Raw genomic sequence first — 18,716 nt, 5'->3', positions numbered from 1 at the left:
AAGTCTGTGCTGGATGCAGGTTGGGCCATGCTGAAAACGATGCTGGATTATAAATGCGCTCACGCAGGTATTGTTTTCAAAGAAGTTGATGAGTCGTACACCACCCAAACCTGTTCGAGTTGTGGCAGTTTGCCTGATTCGAGGCCGAAAGGTATCGCAGGACTTGGAATAAGAGAGTGGATCTGCAGTGCGTGTGGTGTCACGCACGACCGCGATGTGAATGCGGCCAGGAACATTCTTGCGGTCGGACATGGCCGTCTAGCTGTAGGAATCCCCCGCTATAATCAGCTGGCCTGATTTAGCGGAGGGAGGATGTCAATCTTTTGGTTAAGCTATAGTGCTCATTGGTTTTAACTGATCCAATAACCCCTTCAGATCAACCTCATCAATCTGCTCTGGTGACAGATATTGCTGGCTAAAATGCTCAAAGGCCTGGTTCTGTAATAGTAGTGTGAAGACCTGATGATCAATATGACCATTGAGGGTCATATTCACCATAATCTGTAGTGCTTCAGATAAGGTATTCGCTTGTTTATAGGGACGGTCTCTGGCCGTTAAGGCTTCAAAAATATCGGCAATCGCCATTACTTTTTCTGGAACCGACATCTGATCACCGCTTAATCCTCTGGGGTAACCCTGACCATCCATTCTTTCATGGTGATTACCGGCTATTCTCGGTACATCCTTCAGATGCTCCGGTAGCGGAAGACTGCTTAGCATCACGATGGTGTGCACAATATGTTCATTGATCTTAAAGCGTTCTTCTTCTGTTAGCGTGCCGTAAGGAATACTCAGGTTATAACGTTCGCCAAAGTTAAAAGCGTATTTGGGTAGAGCCATATTAAACTGCCAGTGATTATTAGGATCATCTGGCGTGACTGGCGGTGTATGCCCTTCCTGCCATAACACGAGATGTTCAGGGCGGTCAGATAGTAGCTGTTCCTGAACCGGTAACGATTGTCTTGGCTGATTGGCCAGTTGACTCAGTTCTTCGTGGGAAAGTCCCAGGCGATTATCGAAGTGTCTCAACCAGGTACGGTTACCGATCTCATTGAGACGTGCCAACTCGCCGGGTTTGATGGGATTCTGGCCCTGATTAATATGGGCAATAAAGGCAAATTCCTGTTGAAGTGTCTTTTGTGTCTCTATCAGTTGTTGCTTGAGCATATCGATATTCTGACCTTCGGCCCGCTGCTGCCAGTAATGTAGCTCAGCATCACGCCAGAGAATCTCAAAACGGGCGCGCACTTCATGGATTCGGTTGTAGAGTGTTTCCAGTTTAGTCGCTTTATCGATGACATGTTCCTGGCTGAGAATCTTGCCACAGTCATGTAACCAGGCGGCGACCCGGAAGGCTTCCTGTTGCTGCTCATCCATGGTGAAGTCAGCCAGTGGGCCGGTTTTTTGTGCCATCAAATTTTGAATCAGATCATTGGCCAGCTGGGGAACCCGTTCACAATGGCGGCTGGTATAGGGTGATTTAGCATCAATAGCATCCGCGAGTAGACGCAGAATACCTTCGATCATCTCCTTTTGACCATCAATCAAGCGGCGTGTTTCTATAGCTACAGCGGCTGAGCCGGACAGGTGTTCTATAAAGTGATTCAGATGATCATGATGCTGCACATCCTGTTTGGCGCGAATAATCAGTAAGCCCTCCAACTCCTGATTGCGTTTGCGCAACGGTGTAACCAGACATTGTTCTGCCCGTGTCAGCTGTTCCAAAACATGAGCTGACAGGCTTAGGTGGTGTTCCTGATACGACAATTGTTTGGGGAAGGCATCAGGTGAGGTCTGACAGGTTTGATAAAAACGCTGATGATCGGCATCGAATAGATAGATGGCACCTTGCTGTAAGCCCGTAGCCTGCACCATATGATCCAGAACACCTTTGAGCATCTTTTCCAGATCGCTCTCCCGGTTGAGCAGACTACTGATCGACTGAAAGTGATTGATGGTGAGAGACATCTTATCCACTACCCGGCTCAGCTCTCTTACCTCTTTGATCTGGGAATCAACACCAGAGACTTGATGGAAATTAAAATTCGCCAGATCCCTCACCTGCAGTGTAAGCCGTTTAAATGAACGACCAATACGGGAGCCGGTATACAGGCCCAGAAGCAACATGATGCTGGTCAAGAGAGTTGCCCAGCTGAGCTGATTGAATATCTCCTTTTTGGCACGGGCTAATAACTCGGCTTCAGGTACGGCAATCAATACTTTTATCCCTGCTTCCAGAAAAGTACTGACGGGGATCCATAAGGTGTACCAGTCTTTGTCGTCCTGGTTAATGGGGTGAATCTTACCTGCCGGAGGATTTGCGGCCATAAGTTGTTGAAAAATCCCTACGCCTAAATGATCCAGTGAACTCAGTCGATAACTATCGCCTTCCTGCACCAGCATGCGTTGAGTATCGCTATAGGCCAATACCTTTTCTGATTTATCGACAATGGCTAGTTCACTGTTAGGCGTCAAACGTAGGCTGGTTAATTGGGCAGACAGGTCAGTAATCGAGGCATCCATGCCGATCACGGCATTTCCACCAAGGCTGCTGCGGGTCGCCAGAGTGATACCGATCTCTTTAGTGGTAAAAAACAGATAGGGAGCGGTCAATATCTGTCCTGAGTGCTGTCGGGCATCCACATACCAGTTGCGGCTTCTGGGGTCATAGCGGTAATCACTTTTAGCTTCGTAACTGATAAGTGTCAGTGAGCGGTCGTAAAAACGCCATTCTCCAACTTTTTTGCCATTTTCCAGGGTGATGGTTTGCAGCAGATATTGTGCGTTATCCGGTACCTGGTACTTCTGTTGTAAGGCATCATTCAATGTTCTGAGCAGGAAAAATTCACCATTATCGTAACCGGCATAGATGGCACTCAGTACGCTGTTGGAGGTTAACGTTTCTGCCAGCACAGGTAGGCGCTTTAAGCGTTGGGGGAGGCTTTGTGCCTCCAATAAAGGATCATGACTTAAGATCTGGAGCGCACTTTGTGCAGGGCCGGTGATACGTTGGGCTTTTTCGTTGATGGTCTGGCCCAGCTGTTGGGCTGTTTCACTGGTCGCCAGTAATAGAGCTTGTTTGTTACTTTGATAACTTTGTACGATCAGCAGTAGGCTTAATAGAATCATGGCGCTGAAAATAGCCCAGCCGATCAGCATTTGAAGAGAGATTCCTTTTTTAAACAACAGCATGAACTTCTCCCTGAGTTGCATCGCTTTGCCTTTGGAGAGAGGCAGGGTCTTATCTTAATATAGGCAAAATCATACGGTACAGAGACGGTTTAATGGACAAAAAAAGCGTATCTTTAGTCTTAGGCAGCGGCGGTGCCAAGGGGTTAGCGCATATTGGTGTGATCCGCTGGCTGGAAGAGAATAACCTGCAGATTGCCTCTGTATCGGGCAGTTCTATCGGCGCACTAATTGGTGGTATTTATGCCGCCGGTAAGCTGGATGAATTTGAACAGTGGGTGCGTGCCATCAAGAAGGCGGATATGGTGAATCTGCTGGATATCGCCTGGGACCGCTCCGGTTTGATCAAGGGCGATAAAATTATTACTACGCTGGTTGAGCTGGTGGGTGAGCAGCATATTGAGGAGCTGCCGATCCCTTTTACTGCGGTTGCCACCGACATTATGGGGGAGAGGGAAGTGTGGTTAAGTCGTGGGCGTTTATTTGATGCGATTCGGGCTTCCATTTCGTTACCGATGTTTTTCACGCCATTTGAATTACATGGCACCACCTTGATTGATGGTGGAGTACTGAATCCTGTGCCGATTGCGCCAACCTTCCGGGATCGGACCGATATTACGATTGCCGTCAACTTAGGCGGGGCAATTCGTAGCCCTGTTGCTGTCAATGATGCGATGCCTGCGATAGAGCAGCAGAGTGTCGCATTGAAAAAGCCGGAGTCTCCGGCCCTGCATGAGAAAATTACTCAGTTTTTCAAAGGTCTTCAGAAGAGTTCTGCAGAAGCCCCTAAAAGAGATTGGTCGGCCTATGATGTGGCTAACCAGGCTTTTGATGCGATGCAAAGCACGATTGCCCGGCAGAAACTGGCGGCTTATCCACCGGATCTGGAAGTGGAAATCGCCCGTAATGCCTGTGGTACCCTGGAGTTTAATCGGGCCGCTGAGATGATCAGCCTGGGCTATCTGGCAGCAGATAAGAGCTTGCGTTCTCTGCGCCTGGAGAATACTCAGGCAATAGTGATCCCCGGAGGGCATGAGATCTATTAGGGGAATAGATAAGCCCGATTGTTTGTCGGGCTTTGGTTGTATCAGGCGGGGTATCTGTTTCGGGAAAAGTCATGTTTTCAAGAGATAGGCTTACTGCCAGACGGACTGTATTTCCTCTTCTGTCAGCTCGCGCCATTCACCTTCATAGAGTGTCTCATCCAGCTCAATCTCGCCGATCTGTTCCCGGTGCAGGCCAACGACTTTATTGCCCATGGCGGCAAACATACGTTTTACCTGATGATATTTACCTTCGGTAATGGTGAGTAAAACTTCGGTATCGTCAATGCGTTCCAGAATACCGGGTTTAGTCAGTTCATCTTCTCCGTGCAGTTGAATGCCCTGTTCCACTTGCTGTTCTGCATCAGCGCACAGCGGTTCCGCCAGCCAGACTCGGTAACGCTTGGCACACTGTTTCTTAGGCGAGGTGATCTGGTGTGACCATTGGCCATCGTCGGTGATCGGTACCAGACCTGTCGTATCTACATCCAGACGGCCAGCGATATGCAGGCCCCGGGTGTTGGGCAGTTCATCCAGAAAGTTGATGACGGATGGATACTCTTCATCCACGGTTGAGCAGATAGTGTCAGTCACTTTATTGAGCATGATGTAGCGCTTTTTCACTTCGCCCAGCAGTTGGCCGTCCAGCTCAACCTCTGTTTCCGCTGTGACTTTATAGGCACCATTACGCACTGCTTCACCGTTACAGGTGACCAGATCCTGGCGTAATACTCGTTTGGCCTCGGCACGGGAAATACCGCTGTGATGGCAGATAAATTTATCTAGGCGCATGGTGTTCTCTAACTGTTATTGCATGGGATGAATAGGATTGTTGGGAGCAACAGCCTTTGTTAAGGGCATTTGTGTGAGTGTCATTCATTTTATTGCTCCCTCAAAATATGAATAAGATTTATTGACTGAGTGAGTCAATAGCTTGTACCGCCTGATCAACAATATTCTGTCGGGCTGACTGAGAGATCCAGGCATTGTGAGGCGTCACAATCAGGTTAAGGTCTTCCTGCAAAGCCTCCAGCAGGATATTACCATTGACCGGAGGTTCTTCGCTCAGTACGTCGGTGGCATAGCCAGCCAGCTGACCGGATCGAAGAGCTTGTAAGGCATCGTTTTCATTGACAATGCCGCCACGGGCGCAGTTCACCAGTAGCAGACCTGGCTTGGCTAAAGTCAGAGTCTTCTGATTGATCAGGTCATGTGTTTCTGTCGTCAGAGGGCAGTGCAGGGAGAGTATATCGGCTTCCGGCAGCAACTCTATCAGCGGGGGACGACTATCACCACCTTCATTGCCTGGGCGGGCGCTGAAGGTCACCTTCATATCAAAAGCTTCGGCCAGTTGTGCCACCTTACTACCCAGGGCACCGGAACCGACAATCACCAGATGCTTACCCGCCAATTCTGTCACTGAGTGTTGCATCATGCAGAAAAACGGACTTCGTTGCCACTGGCCTTCAATGATCGCTTTACTGTAGCGAACCTGTTGAGTAGCCAGCATTAACATCAGCATCAAGGTGTGTTGAGCCACGCTATTCGTGCCATAAGCGATGGCATTCTTGACTGGAATATTCAGTTCTGCTGCAGCTTCCAGATCGATATTGTTCATACCCGTAGCCAGAACACAGATCATCTTGAGTGACGTGCAGCTTTTGATCGCGGCAGCATCCAGCACAACTTTGTTGCTTAAAATAACGTCGGCATCCTGAATTCGGGCCATCAGCTGTAGTGGAGAGGTTTGTCCGTAGACATTAAATGTATCCAGTTGCTGTTCAAGCCCTGAAAAATCAATGCCTTCTCCCAGACTGTCCTCATCCAGTAATACACCTTTTAACTTCATCAGTGGTCCCTTTTTCAGATTAGGTATATGAAAACATCAAAGTGTAAAATATTCAGGGTGCGAAAGGAAAAGTTGAGTGCTTTGATATTGATGAAGTCTTTGTAGACAATCTGGTTTTCAGGCCCGGCTGTTCCAGAAAACGGGCTGATTTTATTAGCTTGATATGGATTAATCTGTTTTTAAAAGATATATTTAGCACTTTACTTCCATGGCTGTGAATTTTTGAGTTTTTAGCTCTGCCTTGGTTGTAAGAAACGGGTGTAGAGTTTAAGCTTTACCTGTGTAATGAATCGGATTCTGGGTAGCCGTCGTGGATCGTAGAAGTATTCTGAAAGCATTTTCCATCAGTGGTTTCGTAGCGCTGGGCAGTGGCTCTGTAATGCGGCAGCTGTTGTTGGGTGAACAGCAGAAAGCAATCGTCACTGCTGATCCGTCTCAAATACCTGTTGCAGCAAATGCACCTAAGGTACCGGAAAAACTCGTTGAAATAGTCGAGGAGCATGCGGCTGCATCAGATTATCTTGAGGTATCAGCACCTCAGAAGCTGGAGCAGCAGGTTGCAGATCTGAAAGCAGAAATTGAAGCTGCAGAAAATGATCCCCATGTAAAAGATTACATGCAGAAAATTCGCTACTTTGAAGGTGTTTTTGAAGACGACTTCTTTGTTTCTGAACAGGAATTTAAGCTGATCCAGAGTACTCTTAAACATTTGGGGCGTGTTCAGAGAACTATCGGTCACGGTAACTTTAATCTGATCAACTTTGATCAAATGATAAAATATGGCCGTAACTTTTCTCAGGTAGGAGAGTTTACTAAGACTGAGCTGGATTTTCTTGAGCAGCTATTTTTTGTCGATGCGGGTAAATACGGTTTCTACGGCGAAAAAGTACTGCCTGGTTTAACGGATAAGATACCTTCCCGTGAGTTGGTGAAGGTGCCTAAAACGGGTCACTATCTGTTCAAAGGTAAGTCGCTGAAGTTATACGATACACTCCGCAAAGATGTAGGGGAGGATATCTTCCTGACCTCAGGAATCCGCAGTACGGTAAAACAGATGTATCTGTTCCTGTCTAAAGCTGTACAGGCTGAGGGTAATATGTCTAAGGCATCGCGCTCCCTGGCTCCTCCTGGTTATTCCTATCATGCAGTCGGTGACTTCGATGTAGGTAAAGTGGGCTACGGCTATAAAAACTTTACTGAAGATTTTGCACAGTCTGATGTTTATAAACGTCTGCAGGATCTGGGTTATATCAATATTCGTTACACCAATGATAACCGCTTTGGGGTTCGTTACGAACCCTGGCATATTCAGGTGGTTTAAGACCCTCTGTCGTTTTTCAAGGCATAACCCTTTGGGGGTTATGCCTTTTCTTTATCTGAGTCTAAATAATGAAAACAATATTAGGTCGCTTCTGGTTACCTGGAGTATTGTCGTGTCTTTATATTTTAGGTTTCTGGCTTGAAAGCCATCAGCAACACGTATCAAGCTCTGCGGCAAAGATGTTGCCTGTTGCACCAGGTTTTAGTGATGCCAGCCTGGATGTATTAACCAGCACATCTTCAACCAAAGAGAAAAAGCTGCGTTTTTTTGCGTTTTTACAACCGTTGGTTGCGGTAGAAAATCAGTATATTACGCAGCAAAGAGCCTGGTTAGAAGCCTTACAGCCAGAGCATCTTACCCCGCAAGAACAGTCTTTACTGCAACAGCTAGCCGTTGATTATAAAGTGAATGTTAGCAGTGATCTGGAGCGCTATCAGGAACTCTTACTAAGAGTAGATACTATTCCGTTAGAACTGGTGCTGGCTCAAGCTGCGAATGAATCGTCCTGGGGGCGTTCCCGTTTTGCCCGTGAGGGCAATAATCTGTTTGGGCAGTGGTGCTTTTCTCCTGGTTGCGGTTTAGTTCCTTCTCGCAGGACAGAGGGTGCCAGTCATGAAGTGGCTAAATTTGTTTCTGTACAGCAGAGTGTGCGGGCATATTTACGCAATTTGAATACTTTTGCGGCCTATCAAGCATTACGTCAGCTCAGAGCGAAATTACGGCGCAATGACCAGGTCGTTAATGGTTTGATTTTGGCCGAGACTTTACAGAACTACTCCGAGCGGGGTAACGCGTATGTGCAGGAACTCAAGAGTATGATGCGAGTGAATCAGGCGCTGGTGACTCAGGTCGTACAGATGAGTCACAGTGAGTGATTAAACATCATATTTACAGGGATATATCAGGTAAAATACACACTGGCTTATTGGCAGTTAAAATAAAATTATGACAAAAAAGTATGCAGTGACCGTTTTAGGCGGTGGTAGTTTTGGCACAGCGCTGGCGAGTATTGCAGCAGACAATGGTTTTCCGGTTAAGCAGTGGTTACGGGATGAAACCCTGGCCCGGCAGATTAATGAACAGCGATGTAATATGCGCTATCTGCCAGATTATGAGATCAACCCAGGCGTTGATGCCACCACTAATGTAGTTGAGGCCGTATCGGGTGCCGATATTATTTTTGTTGCGATTCCCAGTAAGGCATTTGCTCATGTTGTGGATCAGGCGCGTGAGCATCTGAGTAAAGAGCAGATCCTTATCAGCACCGCTAAGGGAATTCAGGAAGAGGGCTTCCAGTTGATGTCTGAGATCCTGAAAGCTCATACTCCAAGTGAGCATATTGGTGTTCTAAGTGGCCCTAATCTGGCAAAGGAGATTGCGCAAAAGCAGATGACAGGCACGGTTGTCGCTAGTAAAGATGCTGTAACCCGAGAAGCGATTCAGCAGGTGTTGGGTTGCAAATATTTTCGGGTTTATGCCAGTGATGATGTATTTGGTGTTGAACTGGGTGGTGCACTGAAAAATATTTATGCTATTGCTTCAGGCATGGCGTCTGCGCTCGGTGTGGGTGAGAATACGAAAAGTATGCTGATCACCCGTAGTTTGGCAGAGATGAGCCGCTTTGCGGTAGCTATGGGCGCTAATCCTATGACTTTTTTAGGTTTATCTGGTGTTGGCGACCTGATTGTCACCTGTACGTCACCCTTAAGCCGTAACTTTAGGGTTGGGTATGCTATTGGCGAAGGTAAAAGCCTGGATGAAGCTGTGGCGAGTCTGGGGCAAGTGGCTGAAGGTGTGAATACCATACGCCTGGTACGTAATAAATCCATGGAGATGGAAGTCTATATGCCCCTGGCCTGTGGCCTGTATGAGGTGTTGTTCAATCAACTGCCGGTACAGCAGGTGATCCATGGGCTGATGACAGGCCAGCAAAACTCTGATGTTGAATTCGTTTTGCCCCGCAGTGAATAATAAAGGTTTGGTATGAGTAAGAAAAAAGCAGGCATCGCCACAGAAGCGTTTTGGTTACGGCTCATCTTTATGTTGTTCTTTGTCCTGGCCTATCAGATAGCAGAGTTATTGATACTATTAGGTGTGATACTCCAGCTGTTTTTTATTGCCCTGACGGGTGAGAAAAATTTGTTCCTGCAGCAATCAGCGGCCAACTTAACTGCTTATGCTTACCAGCTCTATCGTTATCTGACGTTCAATAGTGAACATAAACCTTTTCCTTTTGCACCTTGGCCTGAAGGTGAATCTCCGGATAGTGATCCGTATCGCCTTGATGAATAGCCCTGTGTAGGAGGGGCTGTACTATGAAACTGATTATTTTTCGACATGGTGAAGCAGGTCAGGCCAGAACGGACTTTGAACGTTGTTTGACACCCCGTGGCCATCAGCAAGTGGCTGCCATGAGTCAGGCAAAATATTCTGAGCTTGATCAGGCTTGTGCCTTTGCCAGCCCTTATATACGGGCGCAGCAAACATTGACTGAGATTGCTCAGCATTGTTCGCTGAGCCAACAGCATACGCTGCCGATTATTACCCCGGATGATTCACCTGAAGCGGTGATTCAATGGTTATCAGAGCAGGATGAGTCCAGCTTTCCACTGTTGCTGGTCAGTCACCAGCCTATGGTGAGCCGACTGATCAGCTTATTGGTTAAAGGTGATTATCAAGGCTATTATCCTATGTCTACGGCCTCTATGGCTGTGATGGAAGCGGATGTCTGGGCTAAGGGGTTGGCTGAGTTAACCTCCCTGAATCATGCTGATGACCTGGTATAACACTCCATGATATTTCCTCCTTTTCAACAAGCGATGAATCTTTTCCAGCAACAGGGTTTAAACCAATATTGCCGTATGTTGCGCGAGCAGCTGGAAGGTAATTTGCGTCGACCTTACCGGCCGCATGGCTTGATTGTCAGTGAGCAGAATGCCAACGGTGTCACGGCGGAACTGCTCTATTGGCAGCATGATGCACCGCGTCGTTATGTGCTTTATCTACACGGTGGCGGTTATGTGCTGGGGTCGATGGATACCCATAGAGAGTTGGCTGCCCAGATTGCTTATAGGGCCAATGCCCGAGTGCTGGTGATTGACTATCGTTTGGCTCCGGAAACTCAGTACCCCGGTGCTTTGGATGATACTGAGCAGGCTTATCGTTGGTTGCTGGATATCGGTGTGCCTGCGGATCAGATCGCTATTGCCGGTGATTCCGCTGGCGGTGGTTTAGCACTGGCTCTGATGCAGCGCTTAAAACAGCAACAGATGCCATTGCCCGCAGCCTCTGTATTGCTATCGCCTTGGGTCGATCTGACCTGTCAGGCGGCGAGTCTGGATACCAATACCGCCACGGATATGATTTTAAATAAGGCTCAGATGATGAGTTTTGCCAGGGTTTATGCCGGTAGTACACCTCTGTCCGAATCAGGGCTGTCGCCTTTGTTTGGTGATTTAACCGGTTTACCGCCTTGCCTGATTCAGGTGAGTCGCCAGGAGCTGCTATTAGATGACTCGGTTCATCTGAGTGAAACTCTGGAAAAAGCAGGTGTAATCAATCAGTTAAGCAAGTGGAGTCAAATGCCCCATGTTTGGCACCTGTTGCATAAATATCTGCCCCAGGCTGACGAGGCACTAAAGGAAGTGGGTGAGTTTTTACAGTATCGGGTAAAAGCAGATTAGCGGTTTATGGATTCAAGTGGTAATTGAATAAGTGCTAAGTGTAATACCATAAAAAACGGGATATCTGGTTCACAGATATCCCGTTTTTTATGGTATAGAGCTTATGGTATCAGTATCGTTGCCACATGGCAGCGCTGAAACTGCTGGGCCTAAAAAGAAAAGGCTTAAACCAACTGCAGCCAATGCAGAATAAAGACCCCAAAGGTGATGGTTAGTGTCGCGCCTACCGTGGTGAGTGCGACAATATTGGCAGCTAACTTATCATTCCCTCCCATGGCTTTTACCATCACAAAACTGCCCGCTGCTGTGGGGCTGGCAAAGTAAAGAAACAGTATGCCTAAGGTTTGACCGGTCCAACCCAGTGCCCAGGCGCCAAAAGTCATAATGACGGGGAGAATTGCCAGCTTCATCACAGTAGCGCTCCAGGAAGCCACGGAAGAAGCCCGTAACGCTTTTAAGCTTAACGATGCACCGATACACAGCAGTGCCAGCGGTAGTGTTACGCCAGAGAAGTATTCACCGGTTTTCAGCACGACCTGAGGTAGCTCTATATTGAGAAGCGACACAGGTATCGCAGCAACCACAGACAGAATCAGGGGGTTTTTGACAATATCCAGCAGAATGGGTCGCCAACCGGCTTCTGCCCGCCCTGGCATCGACATACTTAACGCGATGACTGACAGGATATTGTAGATAATAATCAGGCAGCCTAGCAGGATCGACGCCATCGGCATCCCGGCTTCACCAAACTGGTTGGCGACTAATGCCATACCGATCACGCCCTGATTACCGCGAAATGCACCTTGAATAAAGACACCGCGATCGGCCTTTTCCCTGATAATCTGCCGGGCCAGCCAGAGCAGAAAGAGAAAACCAATCAGGGTAACAGCAGAGGCGTAAAGCAACACCTCAACATCGAGGCTTTCCCTAAGATCTGTTTTGCTGATGTTCAGAAAGACCAGTGTGGGCAGAGTAACCCTAAACACCAGGGCCGAAGCTATTTTGACAAAGTGGTCATCCAGCCAGTTGATGCGGCGAAAAATGACACCTAGAAAAACGATAATAAAAACAGGTGCCGTTACCTGCAGCGTTGCAGACAGCGAAAGAAAAAAATTATCCATATAATCCGGTCAGCTAGAGGAGTGTTAACCGTTATTGATCTGCCAGACTGCAAAAGCGATGGCCGCAATTACAGTAATAAAAAAAGACAGATTACGCTTCTTGCGGGACTCAGGTGAGCGGCTGGGGCGGTTGGATTTGTCTACAGGCTGTTGACTCATAGGGTTACCACTAATAACGGTTATGGCTAAAAAAAAGTGGCCGGTACTTTGGCTTAAACCTGAGTTAAGCGTACGATGATCACTACATTAATTAGCAGGTGCAAATGCAGAGCAGATTTAAAGTCTGGCACTCTACTGACAGTTGCAGCTTCCTGCAAGTTGATTAATTAAATTCACATCTCAAACTTTCGTTTCTGGATTGCGCGGGCATAATCCAATCAAACGTACGTTTAGTGGAGAGAGTGATGTCTAAGATCCATTTTGCCCACGCCAATGGTTTTCCTTTGGGAAGTTACCGGGTTCTGCTGGAAGCGCTGGGTCAAGCGTATGAGATTCAAGGCGTCTCTCATATCGGTCATGATCCACGCTGGCCGGTGGATCATAATTGGCAGGCACTGGTCGACGAGCAGCTGGCACTATTACACCAAAGCGAAGAGCCGGTCTGGGCCGTGGGCCACTCTTTGGGTGGTGTGTTACTTTATCAGGCCGCATTAAAAGCGCCGGGTTACTTTAAGGGCTTGATATTGCTCGATCCACCGCTTTATATCAGTGGTTTGCGCCCCTGGTTGATTAAGCTGGCTAAGCGTATGGGCAATATTGATAAATTTACCCCGGCCAGCAGAAGCCGTAATCGTCGTGACCGCTGGGATGATGAGCAGGCAATGTATCGCTATTTGCGTGAGCGTCGCTTGTTTTCAGACCTGGATGAACGCTGTATCTGGGACTATATTAAGTCCGCCAGTCATAAAGAGCAGGGTCAGCAGGTGCTGAACTTTCAGCCCAAAATTGAGTACGATATTTTTTGTAATGTGGCGGACAATTTATGGAACAGCGGTCCGCAATTACAGATGCCAGTTGCCGTGTTTACCCCTGAGCAGGACTCGGTGATTCATCCCGCAGGACTCAGAGGGATCATAAAGTCAGGTTTTTACTGGCAGTCTGTACCCGGTGGACATCTCTTTCCATTGCAATATCCAGAGTCGACAGCGCAGCAGATACAGGCCATGATTAAAACACTTCATGGACATTCTGATAAGGCTGAACGATGCAGGACCCGATTCCATTCCAAATAGATCTGGAACACATCTCGATATCAGGCTGGCGCTGGGGCAAAGGTCACGGCACTACCGTATTGGCACTACACGGCTGGCTGGATAATTGTGCCAGCTTTACCCGACTAGCTCCCCAGCTTGCACTGGAGTGTGATCTGGATATCTGGGCTATCGATATGGTGGGGCATGGTCATTCCAGCCATCGCCCTCAGGGCAGCTATTACCATATTTGGGATAACGTCATCGATCTGACTTTATTGATGGATGCTCAGGGTTGGGAAAAAGTCGACTTGCTCGGCCACTCTATGGGAGCAGGCGTTGCAACTTTAATGGCAGGTGCTGTGCCGGAGCGTATTGCCCGTGTGGCTTTACTGGAAGGCTTAGGCCCTATCTCCACACCCGCAGAAGAATCTCCCGGTCAACTCACCCAGGCACTGAGTAAGTACCAGTTGATGGGTTACAAACAGCCGCCGAGTTATGCTGATATCCACAGTGCCGCAGAAGCCCGTATGCGGGGTGTCGGTGAGATCAGTTATGAAGCGGCGTTACCTCTTACTGAGCGGGGTATTATCAAGCAGGAGGATGGCTGGTATTGGCGCTCAGACCCTCGTTTGCGGATTCCTTCTCCTGTACGCCTGACAGAAGAGCAGATCAATGCCTTTTGTAACGCGATTACCGCACCGGTCCGCCTGTTAACTGCAGAGCAGGGCTTTCTGGTTAATAGGGAAAATACCGAAGCCCGTGCAGCCCATGTTCGAAATATTCAACATCAGTGTTTACCTGGCAATCATCATTTTCATTTAGAGCCTGAAACCTATCTGGCTGTACAGGCTGAGCTGATTCGGTTCTGGCAAGTGGATCAGTGATCTGGTTTAGCATAAAGCGCGTTAGATTAAGTCTATCTAAGACTATCATGCGAATTTTTTTCGTTCTGGTGGGTCAAATACCTAATGGTTTAAGGGAGTGTGACGAATGGCTGTATTTTTTTCGCCAGAGAAAACAACAAAAATATATCAGACAATACAGGCCTGTAAGGCCGCAGATAGGCTTGCTGCAAAGGCAGTGCTCAAGAGAGTCAAGGTTACCACTTTAGGGCTTATTTCAGCGCTCTTGGCATTGCCAGCAATTGCACAGGCGAGTGTGGGGCTGGAACCTTTCCCCTTAGCTGATGTGGAGATGAGTAAGAGCGATAAGCTGGTGGAACATCGTATCGCAACAGGTCGTATTCAGAAGAAAAACTCAGAATCGATGCCTGAGTATTGGTTAACCCTACCTGGTGGTGAGCTTAATCGCACTCTGTATCGAGTTCACTCCAGCCGGGGAACGGATGATATTTATCAGCACTATAAGCAGCAGTTGAAGCAGCCCGGTATAAAAGTGTTGTTTGAATGCAGCGCCCGGGACTGTGGTAGCAGTATTCACTGGGCCAATCAGGTCTTTAATGTTTCTACCTTGTACGGTATTGACCGTAAACAGCACTATTTGGCCGTAGAGCGTAAACATAACGGTTTGAGCGAGTTTATCTCCCTCTATATCACAGAAAGAGGTACAGGCCGAACCTACGTCTATGAAGAGCACTATCGTCTGCCATCAGATCAAGTCAGTCAGGGCGATAGCCGGAATCTATTTGAGCAACTGGGCCTCTCTGGTTGGACCGCGCTGCCGGTCTCAGCGGATGGTAGCTTTGAAGAGGGGGCTTTTGAGCAACTGCAACAGCTGGTGCAAGACCTTAATGAATCTGATCAGAAGTACTGGCTGGTAACCCATAGATACGGTGTGGGTTCGGATCAGGAGCTGATCGAAAGATCAGAACAATCCGGTCAGCGTCTGTTACAGGCGTTGGAAAAAATGGGCTTAAAGGCAGAAAAAATTTCGATTCGAGCATTAGGGCCGCTGGCACCAACTACAAACTCGATCAATTACGGTGGACGTATCGAACTGATTCAAAAGGATTTTGGCTCCCGCATTGATGTGGGGCGCTAGAAAAAGGCGGTTTTTCATACTTTAAACCTTGAAATGCTTATTCACAGCCCCATCTAATAAATCTATGGCACGGTGTTGAGGCTGCTCTAGGTTGAGTGCTACCACCGGTTCAATGATGAAAGTTCTCTTTTTTACGGCTCAGATTTCTAATGAAATCCGGGCCGTTTGTTTTTATGCCAGACGTTTTAGCTGAAAGATACAGAAAAAGTTTGGTAAGGGGTTTTGGTGTTAGTACATCGTATCCTTGGTTTTCAGCATTACATATACTGCACCAGTGCCACCGTCGGCGGGACGGCAGGAGTGAAAGGCGATCACTTCCGGCATCTGGCGTAACCAGACGTTGACGTAAGATTTGAGCTCGGCCCGACCACTGCCCTGAGTCCATGATTTACCGTGTACGACAATGACACAGCGGAAGCGGCGGGCGCGGCAGTCCTGAATAAAGGAAAATAACTCACCTCTGGCCTCTTCAACACTTTGACCATGCAGGTCGATGCCTTCTTGCCAGGTGTATTCGCCTTTCTTCAGGCTTTGAAAAGTACGAATCGGTAGATCGGGCACCATAAAACTCATTACATCGCTGGGTTTCATATCCGGGACATAACCTTCCGACAGGTTATCTACCACAAAGCGTTCATCTTCCGTAGAAGCCGCTTCACGTTTCAGTGCGATGTTGATGTCTTTCTTCTTGGGTTTAAGCACAACTTGATTACTTTTCAGTGGCTTAACGCCTTTCATGGCGGAGCGGAATAACTCCAGTTCGTCTAAATCAGCATCATCGTTGTGTGGGTCGTACTTGCTCATGGTTTCGCTCTATTCTTGGCTGCGGCAACCTTACCAGAAGCAATGGGGGACGCAAGTCTGGTTTATAGCTAAGCATAGCTGGGGTACACTTAGTGAGCGGAATTCCAGAGGCTTAAGGTTGGTGGAAGGATCGCTATTTCTATTTGCATGTTTGGAGACGGTGTTGTGCCACAGAGTAAAGCGTTAGCGGAAGTCGCTCAGCAGTTGCATACCATTAAAGATTATATTCGTTGGACCCATTCGCAGTTTAATCATCATAAGCTGTTTTTTGGTCACGGCACCGATAATGCCTGGGATGAAGCGGTTCATCTGGTGCTTGGCAGTTTACACTTGCCGTGGGATTTTGATCCATCCATGCTGGATGCGCGTATTACCCATGATGAGGCCGTTATTGTCTTAAGCCATGTGGAGAAACGTTGCCTGGATCGTGTGCCACTGGCATATCTGCTGGGTGAGGCCTGGTTTGCCGGTCTGCCTTTTCATGTGGATCACCGCGTACTGGTACCTCGCTCTCCCATTGCTGAGCTGATTCAGAACCGGTTTGAACCTTGGTTGACCGATGAGCCAATGCGCATACTGGATCTATGCACCGGCAGCGGTTGTATCGGTATTGCGACAGCGTACGCTTTTCCTTATGCCAAGGTTGATCTGGCCGATATCTCCGAAGGCGCGCTATCCGTTGCGCAAAGCAATGTAGAGCGTCATTATCTGGAGGATCAGGTAAGTATCTACCAGTCTGATCTGTTCAATGATCTGCCAAAAGATGGTTACGATCTGATTGTGACCAATCCTCCGTATGTGGATGATGAAGACCTGACGGCGATGCCGCAGGAGTTTAGCCATGAACCGGCTCTGGGTTTAGGTTCAGGTTTGGATGGTTTGGATATTACCCGTCGAATTCTGCGTGATGCACCAAATTACCTAACCAATGATGGTGTCCTGATCTGTGAAGTGGGTAACAGTGAGTTTGCTCTGCAGGATGCCTTCCCTGAAGTACCCTTTATGTGGCTGGAGTTTGAAAACGGCGGTCAGGGGGTCTTTATGCTGACGGCTGACCAGCTACGTGAGCATGCTGAGCTGTTTGCAGCTGAAGTGACTTCTGGTTAAGTGCTACTGTGCACGGGTTTAAGCAAGCGGTTTATTGTATGAGCCGTTTTGTATGTTAGAGCTTTTTTCGAGTTGGCGACTGATTGCTGTTAACTTACCTCAGTCGTTGATCAATTGGCCTATGAAACAAAGAATCATAACGACGTGGCCTTAAGGCTGCGATGCAAGAGAGAGATTATGTCTGGCAATACCTTTGGTAAGCTGTTTACCGTAACGACATTTGGTGAAAGTCATGGTCCTGCGTTGGGCGCGATTGTAGATGGGTGTCCTCCGGGCCTGGAGATCACAGAAGAGGATCTGCAGATTGATCTGGATCGGCGTAAGCCGGGGACTTCCCGTCACACTACGCAACGCCGTGAGCCGGATCAGGTTAAAATTTTGTCCGGTGTGTTTGAAGGCAAAACCACAGGTACGGCCATTGGCCTTCTGATCGAAAATACCGATCAGCGTTCGAAAGATTATTCCAATATTGCTCAGCAATATCGCCCTGCTCATGCGGATTACAGTTGGAATCAGAAATATGGCTTTCGTGATTATCGCGGTGGTGGCCGCTCCTCTGCGCGTGAAACGGCAATGCGTGTCGCAGCGGGGGCGATTGCTAAGAAGTATCTGAAAGATCGTCTGGGTATTGAAGTTCGTGGCTATCTGTCTCAGCTGGGCCCTATCAAGGTAGAAAAAGTAGATTGGGATTTGATCGATACCAATCCTTTCTTCTGCCCGGATGCGGATAAGATCGCTGAGATGGAAAGCTATATGGATGCTCTGCGTAAAGAGGGTAACTCCGTTGGTGCCAAAGTAACTGTGGTGGCTCGTCATGTACAACCGGGTCTGGGTGAGCCAATCTTTGACCGTCTGGATGCGGAGCTGGCTCATGCGCTGATGAGCATTAATGCCGTGAAAGGTGTTGAGATTGGTGCCGGTTTCGACTCAATTGAGCAAAAAGGTACCGAGCATCGAGATGAGATCACGCCAGAAGGCTTTTTGTCTAATAATGCCGGGGGGATCTTAGGCGGTGTTTCTACCGGGCAGGATATTATCGCCCATATTGCCCTGAAGCCGACCTCCAGTCTGCACCTGCCGGGTCGTGGTATTAATGTGGCAGGTGAGCCGGTTGAGGTGGTGACCAAAGGTCGTCACGACCCTTGTGTGGGGATTCGTGCTACGCCGATTGCTGAAGCGATGATGGCGATCACTCTGTTGGATCATTACCTGCGTCATCGTGGTCAGTGTGGTGATGTTGAAATGCCAACGCCCATAGTGCCCGCTCAAGCTTAATATGGCCTCTGCCGAGGTATAGTGCAGTGACGGATGAGTCCATTTGTTTAAGTGGCTCAAAAAGCTGTATCGAAATGCCCTGCTTTGTCGGGGCATTTTTGTTATACCAATCCTGATACGCCTCTGTAGG

Annotated in this window: 19 protein-coding genes; 13 read left to right on the top strand and 6 right to left on the bottom strand. The window is 48.1% G+C overall.

All coding sequences use genetic code 11. The features are described 5' to 3' along the window. Nucleotides 1-297 (top strand): RNA-guided endonuclease InsQ/TnpB family protein (locus H579_RS0109090; RefSeq protein ID WP_028300410.1); only part of this gene is annotated, 297 nt, incomplete at its 5' end. A 30-nt stretch (nt 298-327) separates the two neighbouring features. On the opposite strand, the gene H579_RS0109085 is transcribed toward H579_RS0109090, so the two are convergent. Continuing rightward, nucleotides 328-3,192 carry an HD domain-containing phosphohydrolase gene (locus tag H579_RS0109085; protein ID WP_028300409.1) on the bottom strand — a complete coding sequence of 955 codons (2,865 nt, stop codon included), beginning with the start codon at nt 3,190-3,192 and terminating at the stop codon, nt 328-330. Nucleotides 3,193-3,284: 92 nt separating this feature from the next. Here H579_RS0109085 and H579_RS25020 point away from each other — a divergent pair, with 92 nt between their 5' ends. After that, nucleotides 3,285-4,235 carry a patatin-like phospholipase family protein gene (locus H579_RS25020; protein WP_051227481.1) on the top strand — a complete coding sequence of 317 codons (951 nt, stop codon included), beginning with the start codon at nt 3,285-3,287 and terminating at the stop codon, nt 4,233-4,235. A gap of 90 nt (nt 4,236-4,325) precedes the next feature. Here H579_RS25020 and rsuA read toward each other — a convergent pair whose 3' ends face one another. Together rsuA and H579_RS0109070 are read right to left on the bottom strand one after the other, a co-directional pair. After that, nucleotides 4,326-5,024: a 16S rRNA pseudouridine(516) synthase RsuA gene (gene rsuA / locus H579_RS0109075; protein WP_028300408.1), complete on the bottom strand. Its 699-nt coding sequence runs from the start codon at nt 5,022-5,024 to the stop codon at nt 4,326-4,328. A 118-nt stretch (nt 5,025-5,142) separates the two neighbouring features. Beyond that, nucleotides 5,143-6,081, bottom strand: coding sequence for a D-2-hydroxyacid dehydrogenase (locus H579_RS0109070; protein ID WP_036565863.1), 939 nt, complete (start codon nt 6,079-6,081; stop codon nt 5,143-5,145). 310 nt (nt 6,082-6,391) lie between these two features. Here H579_RS0109070 and H579_RS25015 point away from each other — a divergent pair, with 310 nt between their 5' ends. The 6 genes from H579_RS25015 to H579_RS25005 all read left to right on the top strand — a co-directional run bounded on the left by H579_RS25015 (nt 6,392) and on the right by H579_RS25005 (nt 11,085). Beyond that, nucleotides 6,392-7,402, top strand: a complete 1,011-nt coding sequence (locus tag H579_RS25015) for a D-alanyl-D-alanine carboxypeptidase family protein (protein WP_051227480.1) — start codon at nt 6,392-6,394, stop codon at nt 7,400-7,402. A gap of 68 nt (nt 7,403-7,470) precedes the next feature. Further along, on the top strand, nt 7,471-8,277 hold the full coding sequence (locus tag H579_RS25010) for a glucosaminidase domain-containing protein (RefSeq protein ID WP_036565861.1): 807 nt from the start codon (nt 7,471-7,473) through the stop codon (nt 8,275-8,277). 70 nt (nt 8,278-8,347) lie between these two features. Continuing rightward, on the top strand, nt 8,348-9,373 hold the full coding sequence (locus H579_RS0109055; RefSeq protein ID WP_028300406.1) for an NAD(P)H-dependent glycerol-3-phosphate dehydrogenase: 1,026 nt from the start codon (nt 8,348-8,350) through the stop codon (nt 9,371-9,373). A 12-nt stretch (nt 9,374-9,385) separates the two neighbouring features. After that, nucleotides 9,386-9,694, top strand: coding sequence for a DUF4389 domain-containing protein (locus H579_RS0109050; RefSeq protein ID WP_028300405.1), 309 nt, complete (start codon nt 9,386-9,388; stop codon nt 9,692-9,694). A 23-nt stretch (nt 9,695-9,717) separates the two neighbouring features. Then, nucleotides 9,718-10,188 (top strand): SixA phosphatase family protein, encoded by a 471-nt coding sequence (locus tag H579_RS0109045; protein ID WP_028300404.1) that lies wholly within the window; start codon nt 9,718-9,720, stop codon nt 10,186-10,188. Nucleotides 10,189-10,194: 6 nt separating this feature from the next. Next, complete coding sequence (locus tag H579_RS25005) at nt 10,195-11,085, top strand: alpha/beta hydrolase (protein WP_051227478.1); 891 nt, start codon at nt 10,195-10,197, stop codon at nt 11,083-11,085. 164 nt (nt 11,086-11,249) lie between these two features. Here H579_RS25005 and H579_RS0109035 read toward each other — a convergent pair whose 3' ends face one another. Together H579_RS0109035 and H579_RS29640 are read right to left on the bottom strand one after the other, a co-directional pair. Next, nucleotides 11,250-12,206, bottom strand: coding sequence for an AEC family transporter (locus H579_RS0109035; protein ID WP_028300403.1), 957 nt, complete (start codon nt 12,204-12,206; stop codon nt 11,250-11,252). A gap of 24 nt (nt 12,207-12,230) precedes the next feature. After that, nucleotides 12,231-12,365, bottom strand: a complete 135-nt coding sequence (locus H579_RS29640) for an accessory gene regulator B family protein (protein ID WP_245583239.1) — start codon at nt 12,363-12,365, stop codon at nt 12,231-12,233. Nucleotides 12,366-12,610: 245 nt separating this feature from the next. On the opposite strand from H579_RS29640, the gene H579_RS25000 reads away from it, so the two are divergent. The 3 genes from H579_RS25000 (at nt 12,611) to H579_RS27805 (ending at nt 15,400) form a co-directional block, all read left to right on the top strand. After that, nucleotides 12,611-13,438 (top strand): alpha/beta fold hydrolase, encoded by an 828-nt coding sequence (locus H579_RS25000; RefSeq protein WP_051227477.1) that lies wholly within the window; start codon nt 12,611-12,613, stop codon nt 13,436-13,438. Then, nucleotides 13,411-14,283, top strand: a complete 873-nt coding sequence (locus H579_RS24995) for an alpha/beta fold hydrolase (protein WP_051227476.1) — start codon at nt 13,411-13,413, stop codon at nt 14,281-14,283. Before H579_RS25000 ends, H579_RS24995 begins: the two co-directional genes overlap by 28 nt. Nucleotides 14,284-14,593: 310 nt before the next feature. Beyond that, a complete protein-coding gene (locus H579_RS27805) occupies nt 14,594-15,400 on the top strand; it encodes a DUF4892 domain-containing protein (protein ID WP_169449699.1) in 807 nt (268 codons plus the stop codon). Between the two features lie 228 nt (nt 15,401-15,628). On the opposite strand, the gene H579_RS0109010 is transcribed toward H579_RS27805, so the two are convergent. Then, nucleotides 15,629-16,204: a Smr/MutS family protein gene (locus H579_RS0109010; RefSeq protein WP_028300401.1), complete on the bottom strand. Its 576-nt coding sequence runs from the start codon at nt 16,202-16,204 to the stop codon at nt 15,629-15,631. Between the two features lie 165 nt (nt 16,205-16,369). On the opposite strand from H579_RS0109010, the gene prmB reads away from it, so the two are divergent. Then, on the top strand, nt 16,370-17,311 hold the full coding sequence (gene prmB / locus H579_RS0109005) for a 50S ribosomal protein L3 N(5)-glutamine methyltransferase (protein WP_036565879.1): 942 nt from the start codon (nt 16,370-16,372) through the stop codon (nt 17,309-17,311). Nucleotides 17,312-17,488: 177 nt separating this feature from the next. Beyond that, nucleotides 17,489-18,586 (top strand): chorismate synthase, encoded by a 1,098-nt coding sequence (aroC, locus tag H579_RS0109000; protein ID WP_028300399.1) that lies wholly within the window; start codon nt 17,489-17,491, stop codon nt 18,584-18,586. Nucleotides 18,587-18,716: the final 130 nt, after the last annotated feature.

Origin of the sequence: Oceanospirillum beijerinckii DSM 7166 (assembly GCF_000422425.1) — a bacterium.
In the GTDB taxonomy this organism is placed as follows: Bacteria; Pseudomonadota; Gammaproteobacteria; order Pseudomonadales; family Halomonadaceae; genus Oceanospirillum; species Oceanospirillum beijerinckii.
This window is presented reverse-complemented; position numbering and strand designations above follow the sequence as displayed.

Bases quoted from the DNA above. Each gene is read 5' to 3' on its own strand.
- H579_RS0109085 (WP_028300409.1), bottom strand. From the start codon at position 3,192: ATGCTGTTGTTTAAAAAAGGAATCTCTCTTCAAATGCTGATCGGCTGG.
- H579_RS25020 (WP_051227481.1), top strand. From the start codon at position 3,285: ATGGACAAAAAAAGCGTATCTTTAGTCTTAGGCAGCGGCGGTGCCAAG.
- rsuA (WP_028300408.1), bottom strand. From the start codon at position 5,024: ATGCGCCTAGATAAATTTATCTGCCATCACAGCGGTATTTCCCGTGCC.
- H579_RS0109070 (WP_036565863.1), bottom strand. From the start codon at position 6,081: ATGAAGTTAAAAGGTGTATTACTGGATGAGGACAGTCTGGGAGAAGGC.
- H579_RS25010 (WP_036565861.1), top strand. From the start codon at position 7,471: ATGAAAACAATATTAGGTCGCTTCTGGTTACCTGGAGTATTGTCGTGT.
- H579_RS0109055 (WP_028300406.1), top strand. From the start codon at position 8,348: ATGACAAAAAAGTATGCAGTGACCGTTTTAGGCGGTGGTAGTTTTGGC.
- H579_RS0109050 (WP_028300405.1), top strand. From the start codon at position 9,386: ATGAGTAAGAAAAAAGCAGGCATCGCCACAGAAGCGTTTTGGTTACGG.
- H579_RS0109045 (WP_028300404.1), top strand. From the start codon at position 9,718: ATGAAACTGATTATTTTTCGACATGGTGAAGCAGGTCAGGCCAGAACG.
- H579_RS25005 (WP_051227478.1), top strand. From the start codon at position 10,195: ATGATATTTCCTCCTTTTCAACAAGCGATGAATCTTTTCCAGCAACAG.
- H579_RS0109035 (WP_028300403.1), bottom strand. From the start codon at position 12,206: ATGGATAATTTTTTTCTTTCGCTGTCTGCAACGCTGCAGGTAACGGCA.
- H579_RS29640 (WP_245583239.1), bottom strand. From the start codon at position 12,365: ATGAGTCAACAGCCTGTAGACAAATCCAACCGCCCCAGCCGCTCACCT.
- H579_RS25000 (WP_051227477.1), top strand. From the start codon at position 12,611: ATGTCTAAGATCCATTTTGCCCACGCCAATGGTTTTCCTTTGGGAAGT.
- H579_RS24995 (WP_051227476.1), top strand. From the start codon at position 13,411: ATGCAGGACCCGATTCCATTCCAAATAGATCTGGAACACATCTCGATA.
- H579_RS27805 (WP_169449699.1), top strand. From the start codon at position 14,594: ATGAGTAAGAGCGATAAGCTGGTGGAACATCGTATCGCAACAGGTCGT.
- H579_RS0109010 (WP_028300401.1), bottom strand. From the start codon at position 16,204: ATGAGCAAGTACGACCCACACAACGATGATGCTGATTTAGACGAACTG.
- aroC (WP_028300399.1), top strand. From the start codon at position 17,489: ATGTCTGGCAATACCTTTGGTAAGCTGTTTACCGTAACGACATTTGGT.